Raw genomic sequence first — 12,942 nt, 5'->3', positions numbered from 1 at the left:
CAGCCGTTTGGAAAAGTGGCAACCGTCAGACGCGGTTGCCATTTTTTTTGTGCAATCATTTTCAGCACAGGTGATCTCGCCGTTCTGACATCAGGAGTTCCCCCCATGCAACGCATCGATCACAAACTGCCCTGGAGCCACCTGGGCAGCGAGCGCACCCTCAGCGTGTTTCGTTATGGCGCGGGCACGCGCAAGGTCTACATCCAGGCCAGCCTGCACGCCGACGAATTGCCGGGCATGCGTACGGCCTGGGAGTTGAAGAAACGCCTGGCCGAACTTGAACAACAGGGGCAATTGAACGGTGTGATCGAACTGGTGCCGGTGGCCAATCCCATTGGCCTCGACCAGCACTTGCAAGGCAGCCACATGGGGCGTTTCGAGCTGGGCAGCGGCAAGAACTTCAACCGCTCGTTCGTCGAACTCAGTGCGCCGGTGGCCGCGTTGATCGGTGATCGCCTTGGCAGCGACGCCCAGGCCAACATCGTGCTGATTCGCCAGGCCATGGGCCAGGTCCTCGACGGCTTGCCGCCAGCGGCATCGCAGCTGGAAGCGATGCACCGCCTGTTGCTGCGCCATGCCTGCGACGCCGACATCACCCTCGACCTGCATTGCGACTTCGACGCCGCGATCCACATCTACGCTTTGCCGCAGCACTGGCCACAATGGCAATCCTTGGCGGCGCGCTTGAAGGCCGGCGTGGCGTTGTTGTGTGAAGACTCCGGCGGCAGCTCGTTCGATGAATCCTGTTCTTCGCCATGGTTGCGTCTGGCCAGGGCGTTCCCGGCGGCGGCGATTCCACCGGCCAACCTGGCGACCACCCTGGAACTGGGCAGCATGGGCGACACCCGGGTCGACCAGGCCCAGGCCAATTGCGAGGCCATCCTCGGGTTCCTCGCCGAGCAGGGTTTGATCTCCGGCACCTGGCCGGCGGCACCGGCCGAATGCTGTGAAGGCATGCCATTCGAAGGCACCCAGTACCTGTTCGCCCCGCATCACGGCGTGGTCAGTTTCCTGCGTGAGGCCGGGGAATGGGTGGAGAAGGGCGATGCGCTGTTCGAGGTGGTCGACCCGTTGAACGACAAGGTCACCACCGTGCAGGCCGGCACCAGCGGTGTGCTGTTCGCCATTGACCGTGGACGCTACACCCAGCCAGGCAGCTGGCAGGCGAAGGTGGCGGGGCGTGAGCCGATTCGGGTGGGTAAGTTGATCAACGACTGAGCCAGGAATTTCTTTGTCTGTACTGGCCTCTTCGCGAGCAAGCCCGCTCCCACACTGGATTTTCAGTGAACACATAATCGGTGAGCCACGGCGATCCAGTGTGGGAGCGGGCTTGCTCGCGAAGGCGGCATCAGCCACGCCCGAGATGTTCCTGCCTACTGACCAGTGTTAGGCTCTTCCCCGAATCCTGCATTCCGTGAAGGAAGACCCATGTTGAAGATTCTCGCGCTGCTCACGCTCCTGGTATCCACTGCCGTTCACGCCCAAACCCCTCTGCAAACCGACTTGCCGCTCAAGTACCTGGAGCAGGCCAGCACCGATTCGAACCATCAACCCCTGGTGATTTTCCTCCACGGTTACGGCAGTAACGAACAGGACCTGTTCGGCATCAAGGATGACTTGCCTGCGTCCTACACCTACCTGTCGGTGCGGGCGCCGTTGGTGATGGAGGCGGGCAGCTATCAGTGGTTCCGCAAGAAGGGCGAAGGGGCCTACAACGGCGAGACCGATGATCTGAAGTCCAGCGGCCAGTTGCTGCTGGATTTCGTCGCACAGGCCACGAAGAAATATCACACCGAACCCGAGAAGGTGTTCCTGGTCGGCTTCAGTCAGGGCGCGATCATGTCCTACGAAACAGGTCTGCGGCATCCCGAGGCGCTCGGTGGGATCGCTGCGTTGAGCGGGCGGATTCTGCCGGTGCTCAAGTCTGAGCTTCAACCGGATGAAAAACGCCAGTCGCTGGCGATATTCATCGGTCATGGCGAGCAGGACAAACGCCTGCCATTCAGCGACGGCACCGAAGCCAACAGCCTGTTGCAGAGCGTGTCACTCGAACCGGAGTTTCACGGCTACCCCGGTGTCGGTCACAGCATCAGCGCCGACGAGATACAGGATTTGAGCGCCTGGTTGCAGCGTCTCAACCCCTGAGCCTCATTTTCCGCTGACGATCTGTTTGATCAGGGTTTCGTGGGCCGCCATGTCGCCTGGGCGGGAAATCACCTGGATCACCGCCATGCGAGTGCCGGATGCGGCCATCAGCGTGGTGGTGAGGGTCATGCCACCGCCTTGCGTGGCAGTGCCGTCGACCTGGCGCAGGCCCAGACCGGTTTTCCGGGTCAGGGCTTTCTCGCTGAGCTTGTTGTAGTCGGGCAGGGATTTGTGTTGCGCAGCTTCGAAATCGGCCACGGTGCCGTCGAGGAACCCGCCGTCGTTGTCCTTGACGCTGACACCGTTGGGCAGGGTGTTTTCAGCGGCGATCACCACGGTCTTGGTGGTTTCATTGCTGTACAGGGTGCCGCTGGCGCCTTCAGGGCTGGCCGGCAGCGGGTTGGCGATGAAACCCTTGGGCAGGTTGAAGGTGAACTTGCCGCTGAGCATCGAGACTTTCTGGGCGGGTGCATCGCTGGAAGTGGCCTTGGCGGCCTGCGCATTCAAAGCCCCAAGGCCGGTAGCGGCTGCCAGCAGCAGGACAACGGCTTTTTTACTCAACAATGACATCGGAATCTCCAGGGATGGGCGCGCGGTGGGGCGCGATCATCCCATGGAGGTTGTGATGCATTCCAGTGTGCTCTACCGAGTGGTCATGTGAGCACTTGTGGCGAGGGAGCTTGCTCCCGCTCGGCTGCGAAGCAGTCGCTAAGCCGCCTGCCTGTGCGGTACATCTGAAAGTGTGCAGGGGGCCGCTTCGCGACCCAGCGGGAGCAAGCTCCCTCGCCACAGGCAAGCCCCGCACCTCAGTCAAACTTCCCGCTGCGACGGATAACTCTGGATCACGTCGAGAAACTCGATCCGCCGCTCGCTGGCCAACAACCGGCGGGTTACGCCTGGTTTTGCGGGAACAGGTTGCGACGGGTTTCTTCGTCGAATTCGGCCTTGAGCACCAGTTGCTCTTTCAGGCCGTGGGCACGCTGGGCGGCCGGGCGGGCGCTGACTTCATCGTACAGGCGCTTGACGTTCGGGTACGCCGCCAGACCACTCTCGCCGAGGATGTAGGGTGCGTAGTTGGCCCAGCCCCACAATGCAATGTCGGCGATGCTGTAGGTGTCGCCCGCCAGATACTGATGTTGGGCCAGGCGCTCGTCGAGGATGCGGTAGTGGCGTTCGACTTCCTTGAAATAGCGGTTTTTCGCGTAGGGCAGATCTTCCGGTGCGTGGTGCAGGAAGTGCACCGCCTGGCCGGAGAACGGCGACAGACCGGTGCCGATGAACATCAACCACGACAGCATCTCGGCCTGGCCGGCAGCGGAGGTCGGCAGGAAACGCTGATGTTTGTACGCCAGGTGCAGCAGGATCGCCTGGGAGTCGAACACGGTGGCATCACCATCCACCAGCGCGGGTACCTTGGCGTTTGGGTTGATCGCCAAAAAGGCTGGCTGGTGTTGCTCGCCCTTGAAGGTGTCGACGCCGATCAACTCGTATGGGGTTTGCAGCTCTTCGAGCAGCAGGGCAACTTTCATCGGGTTCGGCGAAGGGTGGAAAAAGAATTTCATGGTGCAGGCCTCAGTCGGGTAGGGGGTGGAACTGAGGCTGATGTTGAAGCAAACCCGTTCGATTGACGTGCAACGTTGTTGTTCTACTCGTGCGAAATCATCGAATGGGTTTCGTTGCTTTGACGGTTCCTTCAGTGTCCGTCGCCGGGCTGGCTGGCCGCGCCAGCAGGCGTTTGGTCACGCCCAGCATGGCCACCGACACCGCGATGCCCAGCACAAAAGCGTTCATCCCCATCGTCGGCAGGGCCAGGGCCAACACCAGGCAGAAGGCGGCGAACGAGTACATGCCGGTGGCGGTGGCGCGCAACAGTGCGGCGGTGAAGGCCGGGCCACGGGTTTGCTGGGAGAATACCGCCATTACGCTGCCCAATACCGGGAACACTGCCAGCAGGCCGCTCCAGCGGTCGCCGACAGTGCTGGCCAATAGTGTCACAACCAAGGTGAGCAATGCACCGGCCACCATGCGCAGCAAGAGCTTGTCGGATTTCGGCGCAGGGCCACTGAGCACCGGTTGCACGGTGGGGAACAGGTACGGTGCGGCGAGCAGCGCGGTGGCGGCGGCGCACACCGAAAACACCAGGGATGCAGGGATCAGCGACAGGACAACCGCCACCAGCGCCCAGACCGACAGCGAGATCAACAGCGCCAGCGGCCATCCGGCCCGTTGTGCGGCCTGGGCGTAGGTCACGCAAAACGCAATCATCGCGAACATGGCTGACAGCGCGGCGGTGGCCGATTGCGCGGCGAACGCCTGGCCTTGTTCGAGGGCGAGGAACAACAGGATCGGCCCGACCACCACCGGCAACCCCGACAACCAACCGGCCACGCTCGGCCCCCAGCGTTTGCCAGCCAGGGAAATCAGTAGCAGGAAGCCTGGGATCACCAGCAATTTGAGGATCAACACGCGCACGTCTCCGACCTGTGTGAGGTGGCAACGGTAACATTGCATCGGATAGATTGCTTTATGTGTATGTGCATTTTGTATACAAAAATAGAGGCCTTTGGAAATTGTACGAAAGGGTCTATTACGCGTACGTTTTTTTGGGCATCCCGCGATGAGGCCAATCTGCCATGAACCGCCAACGAACACCGCTGCGCCATGGTCTGTGGCTGCTTGTCTTGCTGAGCTGCCAGGCCCTGGCCAATTGGCAGGATTCGCTGCCTGGTGCGCAAATCCTCGGCAGCGGTGAGTTTCGCAAGTACGGCTTCGATGTCTACAGCGCACGGCTCTGGAGTACTTCGCGGCCCCTGGCGGGCGATCAGCCGTTCGCCCTGGAGCTGATCTACCAGCGCAGCATTTCCCGTGATGACCTGGTGAACGCCAGCGTCAGGGAAATCAAGCGACTCGCCGGCACCTCGGTCAGTGCCGAGCAATTAGCGTCCTGGCAGGCGCAGATGCAACAGTCGTTCGTCGACGTGCAGGCCGGCACGCGGCTGACCGGGGTCTATCTGCCGGGGCAGGGCGCGCGGTTTTTTCTCGGTCAGCAGTTACTGCGTGATGTGAAGGACCTGCAATTCGCCAAGGCGTTTTTTGCCATCTGGCTCGATCCGCGCACCAACAACCCCGAGTTGCGCCAGCAGTTGCTGGGCGCGGCCCCGTAGACTTTGCGTTTTGCCGGGTCTGGCCCGAGGTTTGTGGTGATCAGTGGGGCGAAGAACGATGACTCGGTCTAACTGAAAAAAACCAGGCAAAAAAGAACCCGGTGCGACTTGCATCGCACCGGGTGTTTTTCCAGACGGTCACGGATCTTCGTGGGTCCCCGCACCCCCTGTTGAACGCTGTTGGCTTACGCCCGCTCGAGCGCCAGCGCCACGCCCTGACCACCACCGATACACAGGGTGGCGAGGCCTTTCTTGGCGTCACGCTTGAGCATTTCATGCAGCAGGGTCACCAGCACCCGGCAACCCGAGGCACCGATCGGGTGGCCCAGGGCGATGGCGCCGCCGTTGACGTTGACCTTGTTCAAGTCCCATTCCAGGTCCTTGGCCACCGCCAGGGATTGCGCGGCGAAGGCTTCGTTGGCTTCGATCAGGTCCAGTTGGTCGATGTTCCAGCCGGCCTTGTCCAGGCAGCGGCGGGTGGCCGATACCGGGCCGATGCCCATGATCGCCGGATCGACGCCTGCGTTGGCGTAAGCCGCGATTTTCGCCAGAACCGGCAGACCCAGGGCCTTGGCCTTTTCGGCGCTCATCAGGATCACGGCCGCGGCACCGTCGTTCAGCGACGAAGCGTTGCCGGCGGTCACCGAACCGTCCTTCTTGAAGGCTGGCTTGAGCTTGCCCAGGGATTCGGCGGTGGTGCCGGCCCGTGGCTGTTCGTCGGTGGCGAAGGACAGCGGATCGCCCTTGCGCTGCGGGATCAGGATCGGGGTGATTTCATCGACGAAGCGCCCGGCTTCGATGGCGGCCACGGCTTTCTGCTGCGAAGCGGCGGCGAACGCGTCCTGCTGCTCACGAGTCAGGCTGTACTTCTCGGCCAGGTTCTCGGCGGTGATGCCCATGTGGAAATCATTGAACGCATCCCACAGGCCATCGCTGATCATGGTGTCGACGATTTGCCCGTTGCCCATGCGCAGGCCGGTACGGGCACCGGGCATGACGTAGTTGGCCAGGCTCATGTTTTCCTGGCCACCGGCGATGATCACCTCGGCGTCGCCGCAGCGAATCGCCTGGGCGCCCAGGTGCAGGGCCTTGAGGCCGGAGCCGCAGACCTTGTTCAAAGTCATGGCCGGCACGGCGAATGGCAGCCCGGCCTTGATCGCGGCCTGGCGCGCAGGGTTTTGCCCGGCGCCGGCGGTCAGCACCTGGCCCATGATCACTTCATCGACTTGCGCAGGGTCCAGGCCGGTTTGTGCCAGCAGCTGACGGATCACCGCAGCGCCCAAGTCAACCGCGGACACATTGGCCAGGGACCCCTGGAAGCTGCCGATCGCGGTGCGCGTGGCGGCAACAATGACGACTTCTTGCATGGAATGATTCCTCACTGGGCAGCGAACTGCATTTCCGGCACGTGGTCCGGCACGATCATTTTACCGGCAGTCTTGGCAACGATCTCTTCGACGCTGACGCCCGGTGCACGCTCTTTGAGAATGAACGCGCCGTTTTCGATTTCCAGGTAGGCCAGGTCGGTCAGTACGCGCTTGATGCAACCGGCGCCGGTCAGCGGCAGGCTGCATTGGGACAGCAGCTTGGACTCACCGTCCTTGGACGCGTGGGTCATGATGACGATGATGTTGTCGGCGCCGGCCACCAGGTCCATCGCGCCGCCCATGCCCTTGACCAGTTTGCCGGGGATCATCCACGAGGCGATGTTGCCTTGCACGTCCACTTCAAAGGCACCCAGCACGGTCAGGTCGACATGACCACCGCGGATCATCGCAAAGGACTCGGCGGAGGAGAAAATCGACGCGCCGGTACGTGCGGTCACGGTTTGCTTGCCGGCGTTGATCATGTCGGCATCGATGGTTTCTTCAGTAGGAAAAGGACCCATGCCCAGCAGGCCGTTTTCCGACTGCAGCATGACTTCCATGCCTTCGGGGATGTAGTTGGCGACCAGGGTCGGAATGCCGATGCCCAGGTTCACGTAGAAGCCGTCCTGCATTTCGCGGGCGACGCGTTGAGCCATTTGTTCGCGGGAAAGTGCCATTGTCGTTATTCCTTCATTCGGTCCGGGGGCAGGGGATCACTTACGCACGGTGCGCTGTTCGATGCGTTTCTCGAACGTGCCGCAGATGATCCGGTCGACGTAGATGCCAGGGGTGTGGATCTGCGCCGGGTCCAGTTCGCCGGGTTCGACGATTTCTTCGACTTCGACCACGGTGATCTTGCCGGCGGTGGCCGCCAGCGGGTTGAAGTTCTGGGCGGTATGGCGATAGATCACGTTACCGAAATGGTCGGCTTTCCAGCCTTTGACGATGGCGAAGTCGCCGGTGATGGATTCTTCCATCAGGTACTTGCGGCCATGGAATTCGCGCACTTCCTTGCCTTCGGCGACAGGCGTGCCAACGCCGGTGGCGGTGAAGAAGGCCGGGATGCCGGCGCCGCCTGCGCGCATTTTTTCGGCGAGGGTGCCTTGCGGGGTCAGGGTGACTTCGATTTCGCCCTTGAGCAGTTGCTCTTCGAACAGCTTGTTTTCGCCGACGTAGGACGCCACCACTTTGCTGATCTGGCGGTCGGTCAGCAGTACGCCGAGGCCAAAACCGTCGACGCCGCAGTTGTTGGAGACCACGGTGAGGTCGCGAGTACCTTTGCGCTTGATCTCGTTGATCAGGTTCTCCGGAATCCCGCACAGGCCGAAGCCGCCAGCGATCACGGTCATGCCGTCTTCAAGACCTGCCAAAGCTTCCTCATAGGAACTCACGCGCTTGTCGAAACCTGCCATATGCACCTCTTTTATTCTTTGTGGGCGGCTGGCTAGCCGAATGGGAAGGAGTGTCTCGCTGCAAGATTCATTTGTTAAGTTGTTTTTTAGAGCTGATTGATTGATAAAGCTCAATAATGTGCTGCCCCGTCCCTTGCAGCTTAGAACCTGTAGCTTACAACTGGAGCATTGCCCCATGACCGTCAAGCAGATCCGCGCCTTTCTGGCCGTGGCCCAGAGCCTGAGCTTTGCCGTGGCCTGCGAGCGCTTGCACCTGTCGCAGTCGGCCCTGAGCCTGACCATCAAGGCGCTGGAGGAGGGCCTCGGCGGGCGCTTGTTCACCCGCAATACACGCAACGTGGCGCTCACCGCCGAAGGCGAATCCCTGCTGCCGCTGGCGCGCCGGTTGATCGCCGACTGGGACAATGTCGAGGATGAAATGCGCCAACGCTTCACCCTGCAGCGTGGTCGCGTGACCCTGGCGGCGATGCCGTCGTTCGCCGGCAACCTGCTGCCGCCGATCCTCAAGACCTTCCGCGCCCGTTATCCGAATGTCAACGTGACGGTCAATGACGTGATCAACGAGCAAGTGCTGGAAATGGTCCGTGACCGCCAGGTGGAACTGGGGGTGGCGTTCGAGCCGACCCAGAGTTCGTCGCTGCAATTCACGCCGTTGTACATCGACCGATTCGTTGCGGTGGTGCCCCTGGATTCGGCGCTGGCCGAACTCGATGACATCGACTGGCAGACCTTGCTCAAGGAGCCGTTCATTACCTTGCAGCGTCCGTCGACGGTGCGGGTGATGCTCGAAGAACACTTGCAGGCCCGCGGGATGAAGCTGCCGGTGGAGTTTGAAAGCCATCAACTGGCGACGGTCGGGCGCATGGTCGCCAGTGGCCTGGGCGTGAGCGCGGTGCCGGCCTTGTGTGCCGGGCAAATGCGTGAACTGGGGGCGCGTTGCATTACCTTGCGCGACCCGGTGGTGGAGCGGGCGCTTGGGGTGCTGACGTTGCCTGGGGGCGAGTTGTCGGCGGCGGCGCAGGCGTTGTTTGATGTGCTGAAAGAGGAAAATCTTGGGCAACGAGTAGCCATGCACTGAACACAATTCCTGTGTTGATCAGGAAGAGAGGCGCTCGGCCAACAACGGCAACAACCGCTCGCACGACCCCTCGATCTTCAAATCCAGCATCTCATCGGCCCGGGTCTTGCCCAGGTTGATCGCAATCAACGGCTTGCCCTGATCCACCACCGCCCGGCACAAGCGAAACGCCGAATAGGCCATCAGCGACGAGCCAATCACCAAAAGCCCCGCAGCCTGTTCGACGGCCGACATCGCCCTGGCCTCTGTGGCCTGTGCGACGTTCTCGCCAAAAAACACCACGTCCGGCTTCATCCGTTCCCCGGCGCAATGCGGGCAGTGAGGGACCTGGAAGCGCGCCTCGAAGGCCGGGTCGAGCAAGGTATCGCCATCCGGCGCCTGCACCGCGTCGACGCCAGCCAGGTACGGGTTCTGTGTTTCCATCAAGTGCTGGATCGAATCGCGCTCACTACGCTGGCCGCAATCGAGGCACAACACCCGGTGCAAACTGCCGTGGAGTTCAATTACGTCATGGCTGCCGGCCTGGTCGTGCAGGGTGTCGACGTTCTGGGTGATCAACCCGCTGATCTGCCGCGTGCCTTGCAAACGGGCCAGGGTGTCGTGGGCCACGTTCGGCTGCGCCAGACGCACCCTCGGCCAACCGAGCATCGCCCGCGCCCAATAGCGACGCCGGGACTCCGGGGCGGAGAGAAACTCCTGGTACATCATCGGCTGCCGGCCCCGGCGCACGCCCTGGTTGTCGCGATAATCCGGGATGCCCGAGGGCGTGCTGATACCGGCACCGGTCAGCACGGCAAACGGCTGATCCGCCATGAGCTGATGGAGGCGATCGAGTTGGTCACGGGTTTGGCGGTCGAGCATGGTCAGCACTGCGCAGGACACTTGAATGTGTGCAGCGTAGCATTTGCCGCCGCGCCTGCAGGAGCAGCCTGCGGCAGCTCCTGCACAGAGCGGGCGGCGGTGTTTACTTACGCGCCTCCAGAATCAGGTTGAACGGCGTTTCCGTGGCCCGGCGAAAACGGGTGAATCCGGCCTCGCTGAACACCTTGCGCAACCGCGCTTCACCGGCCTGCGCACCGAGGCCCAGGCCGACTTCCTGGGACAGCGAGTTCGGCGTGCAAATAAAGGTCGAGGCGGCGTAGAACAGACGTCCGACCGGGTTGACGTTGTCGTCGAGCAAGTCGTTGGCGTAGGGCTCGACCAGCAGCACCGTGCCGTCGTCCTTCAGCGATTCATAGGCATGTTTGGCCGCACCCACCGGGTCGCCCATGTCGTGCAGGCAGTCGAAGTAGCAGATCAGGTCGTAGTCGCTGCCGGGGTAGCTTTTGGCCGTGCCCTGGAAGAACCTGGCCCGGTCGGATACACCCCCTTCTTCGGCCCGTTGGGTGGCAACGGTAATGGATGGCGCGTGGTAGTCGAAACCGACGAAGCGCGAATCCGGAAACGCCTGGGCCATGATCACCGTCGAGGCGCCATGGCCGCAGCCGATGTCCGCCACTTTGGCCCCGGCTTCCAGTTTGGCCACCACGCCGTCGAGGGCCGGCAACCATTCGGCGACCAAATGGGCTTTGTAGCCGGGGCGGAAGAAGCGTTCGGTGCCGCTGAACATGCATGGATGGTGATCGCCCCAGGGCAGGGCGCCGTTGCCGCGCATGGCGTTGACCAGTTTGTCCTTGTCATGGAAAAACGACGCGACCACGCTGATTCCGCCCGCCACATAAACCGGTGAGTCTTCGTTTGCCAAAGCCATGGCTTGCTCCTCGGGCAGACGGAACTGGCCGTCGCGGTGTTCCATGTAGCCGGAGGCGGCATGGGCACTGAGCCATTCGCGCAGCAGGCGGGTGTTGCAGCCGGTTTTGGCGGCGAGTGCTTCCGGGGTCATTGGCTGACTGTCGGCCATCGCCCGGTACAGGCCGAGCTCTTCGCCGAGGATGACGTTGGCGAGCATCGCCGCGCCGCCCATGTCATTCACCAGTTTGCCCATGAAATCGTTGAGTCTGGCCTCGTCCATCATGTGTGCTCCTTCAGCAGGATCACGGTCCAGGGGCAGTGTTTGGCGAGGCGTTCGCCGCTGGGCGGTGGTCGTGGGAATGTACAGGGCACCAAGCGGGTCCTGTGTGCAGTAAGTTTAGTTCGGGCCTTGTACCGCGCGGCCTGGCGCGACGAAAGCTACATGTTCCTGACGGACACCGCTCCCTCAGGGGATTTGTGCTGTGTATCTCACTGTATCTCACCGGCCTTTCGATACAGTCCCGCGCAACTTCAGACCCCAGCCGAACACAGAACCGATACAAACCTGCGATGAACTGTGAAGGCCGTTTTGGCGCCGTTAAACCGTGGCGGCCAAGACGCTCTCCCTGGCCGTCGCGACCGGCGGCCGTACGCTCGACTCTGTTCCGCGCCTGATGCGGTCAAGGGGACTTCCATGACAACGCTTGTGTCTCAACCCGATCCCAACGTCACACCCGTGGATCGACTGCGGGTCGATCACTACACCAACGGCATCATTGGCCCGAGCCAGCCAATGCTCGGGCCGTTGGTCGACGGCGGTACGCTGATCACCGGTACGCCACCGGGCTGTTGGGGACCGATGATCACGCCCGCCTTCGAGGGCGGGCATGAAGTGACGCAACCGGTGGCGATCGCCGGGGCGCAAATCGGTGATGCCGTGGCCATCAAGATCAAAAGCATGCGCGTGACGTCGCTGGCGACTTCATCCGGGGTGATGAGCTTTGTTGAGGGGCGGTACAACGGCGATCCGTTCGTTTCTAAATTCTGCTCCATGTGCGGCACCGATCATCCCGCCAGCCATGTCGAAGGCATCGGCGCCGAGGCTATTCGCTGCAACCACTGTGGTGCCGAAGTCAGCGCGTTTTGTTTCAGCCACGGCTATGTGATTGTGTTCGATGCGCAGAACCAGGTCAGCCTGACGGTCAATCAGGACATCGCCAATCGGCTGGCAGGTAACGCCTCAGAAATGTCGGCGCTGCCGGAATTCGCCGCCCAGCATTCGATACTGTCCCTGGCCCGTGCCGACATTCCAGGTGTTGCGGCTCACATGCGGCCGTTTCTCGGCAACATCGGCACCCTGCCATCCCGGGACTTGCCCGATTCCCACAACTGCGCCGACTTCGGCCAGTACCTGATCAATGCACCGCACCGTTTCGGCATGACTCGCGAAGAGCTGCACGCGGCGAAAACCGACGGCCACATGGACACCAACTCGATTCGCGAAGGCTGCGTGCTGATTTGCCCGGTTAAAGTTCCCGGTGCCGGGGTGTACATGGGTGACATGCATGCCCAACAGGGCAATGGCGAAATCGCCGGGCACGCCACCGATTGTTCCGGGGAAACCGAAGTGGTGGTGCAAGTGGTGAAGAACCTGACCCTGGAAGGGCCGATCCTGTTGCAAAATCTCGATGACTTGCCGCCGATGGCCCGGCCAATGAACGCCGAACAACGGGCAAGAGTCCGTGAGCTGGGTGAGCGTTGGGGCCAGCACGAGATCGAACAGAGTGGGCCGATCACCTTCATCGGCAGCGGCGAGAACCTCAACCTGGCGGTGGAAAACGGCCTGCAACGAGCCGCTTCCGTTACCGGCCTGCCTTATGACGAAGTCCTCAACCGCGCCACCATCACCGGATCGATCGACATCAGTCGCCTGCCGGGCACCGTGCGTGTGACGTTCCTGTGCCCGATGAATGTGCTCGATCGCATGGGCATCGGCCATCTGGTGCGTGAGAAATACGACCTGGCCTGATAGCCAGTGGCGGGTC

General features: G+C 62.0%; 13 protein-coding genes. 5 read left to right on the top strand and 8 right to left on the bottom strand.

Going from position 1 to position 12,942, the window contains the following annotated elements:
* Positions 1-105: 105 nt before the first annotated feature.
* The gene (locus tag AC1DVE_RS15735; protein ID WP_477784026.1) at positions 106-1,218 is read left to right on the top strand and encodes a succinylglutamate desuccinylase/aspartoacylase family protein; all 1,113 of its coding nucleotides are present in this window, start codon (positions 106-108) and stop codon (positions 1,216-1,218) included.
* 210 nt (positions 1,219-1,428) lie between these two features.
* Positions 1,429-2,145: an alpha/beta hydrolase gene (locus AC1DVE_RS15730; protein WP_223459838.1), complete on the top strand. Its 717-nt coding sequence runs from the start codon at positions 1,429-1,431 to the stop codon at positions 2,143-2,145.
* A 3-nt stretch (positions 2,146-2,148) separates the two neighbouring features.
* Here AC1DVE_RS15730 and AC1DVE_RS15725 read toward each other — a convergent pair whose 3' ends face one another.
* From AC1DVE_RS15725 to AC1DVE_RS15715, 3 genes are all read right to left on the bottom strand, one after another.
* The gene (locus tag AC1DVE_RS15725) at positions 2,149-2,715 is read right to left on the bottom strand and encodes a DcrB/PsbP domain-containing protein (protein ID WP_223459836.1); all 567 of its coding nucleotides are present in this window, start codon (positions 2,713-2,715) and stop codon (positions 2,149-2,151) included.
* Positions 2,716-3,035: 320 nt separating this feature from the next.
* Positions 3,036-3,707 carry a glutathione S-transferase family protein gene (locus tag AC1DVE_RS15720; protein WP_223533735.1) on the bottom strand — a complete coding sequence of 224 codons (672 nt, stop codon included), beginning with the start codon at positions 3,705-3,707 and terminating at the stop codon, positions 3,036-3,038.
* Between the two features lie 97 nt (positions 3,708-3,804).
* Positions 3,805-4,611 carry a hypothetical protein gene (locus AC1DVE_RS15715; protein ID WP_223533736.1) on the bottom strand — a complete coding sequence of 269 codons (807 nt, stop codon included), beginning with the start codon at positions 4,609-4,611 and terminating at the stop codon, positions 3,805-3,807.
* Positions 4,612-4,778: 167 nt separating this feature from the next.
* Between AC1DVE_RS15715 and AC1DVE_RS15710 the strand changes: the two genes are divergently transcribed.
* Complete coding sequence (locus AC1DVE_RS15710; RefSeq protein WP_223533737.1) at positions 4,779-5,309, top strand: chalcone isomerase family protein; 531 nt, start codon at positions 4,779-4,781, stop codon at positions 5,307-5,309.
* 185 nt (positions 5,310-5,494) lie between these two features.
* Here the strand turns inward: AC1DVE_RS15710 and AC1DVE_RS15705 are convergent, their stop codons facing one another.
* Genes AC1DVE_RS15705 through AC1DVE_RS15695 form a run of 3 tightly spaced genes read right to left on the bottom strand, consistent with a single transcriptional unit; the run spans position 5,495 to position 8,088 of the window.
* A complete protein-coding gene (locus AC1DVE_RS15705) occupies positions 5,495-6,676 on the bottom strand; it encodes an acetyl-CoA C-acetyltransferase (protein ID WP_477784025.1) in 1,182 nt (393 codons plus the stop codon).
* A gap of 11 nt (positions 6,677-6,687) precedes the next feature.
* Positions 6,688-7,353 carry a CoA transferase subunit B gene (locus AC1DVE_RS15700; RefSeq protein ID WP_223537749.1) on the bottom strand — a complete coding sequence of 222 codons (666 nt, stop codon included), beginning with the start codon at positions 7,351-7,353 and terminating at the stop codon, positions 6,688-6,690.
* Between the two features lie 36 nt (positions 7,354-7,389).
* Positions 7,390-8,088, bottom strand: a complete 699-nt coding sequence (locus AC1DVE_RS15695; RefSeq protein ID WP_046043267.1) for a CoA transferase subunit A — start codon at positions 8,086-8,088, stop codon at positions 7,390-7,392.
* A 175-nt stretch (positions 8,089-8,263) separates the two neighbouring features.
* On the opposite strand from AC1DVE_RS15695, the gene AC1DVE_RS15690 reads away from it, so the two are divergent.
* Positions 8,264-9,166: a LysR family transcriptional regulator gene (locus AC1DVE_RS15690; RefSeq protein WP_223459828.1), complete on the top strand. Its 903-nt coding sequence runs from the start codon at positions 8,264-8,266 to the stop codon at positions 9,164-9,166.
* Positions 9,167-9,184: 18 nt separating this feature from the next.
* On the opposite strand, the gene AC1DVE_RS15685 is transcribed toward AC1DVE_RS15690, so the two are convergent.
* Positions 9,185-10,027 carry an NAD-dependent protein deacetylase gene (locus AC1DVE_RS15685; protein ID WP_223533740.1) on the bottom strand — a complete coding sequence of 281 codons (843 nt, stop codon included), beginning with the start codon at positions 10,025-10,027 and terminating at the stop codon, positions 9,185-9,187.
* Between the two features lie 103 nt (positions 10,028-10,130).
* Entirely contained in the window at positions 10,131-11,177 is a 1,047-nt protein-coding gene (locus tag AC1DVE_RS15680) for a class I SAM-dependent methyltransferase (protein WP_223459869.1), read from the bottom strand.
* 414 nt (positions 11,178-11,591) lie between these two features.
* Between AC1DVE_RS15680 and AC1DVE_RS15675 the strand changes: the two genes are divergently transcribed.
* Complete coding sequence (locus AC1DVE_RS15675; RefSeq protein ID WP_223459824.1) at positions 11,592-12,926, top strand: acetamidase/formamidase family protein; 1,335 nt, start codon at positions 11,592-11,594, stop codon at positions 12,924-12,926.
* Positions 12,927-12,942: the final 16 nt, after the last annotated feature.

This window comes from Pseudomonas sp. P4_B4 (assembly GCF_056402255.1).
This window is presented reverse-complemented; position numbering and strand designations above follow the sequence as displayed.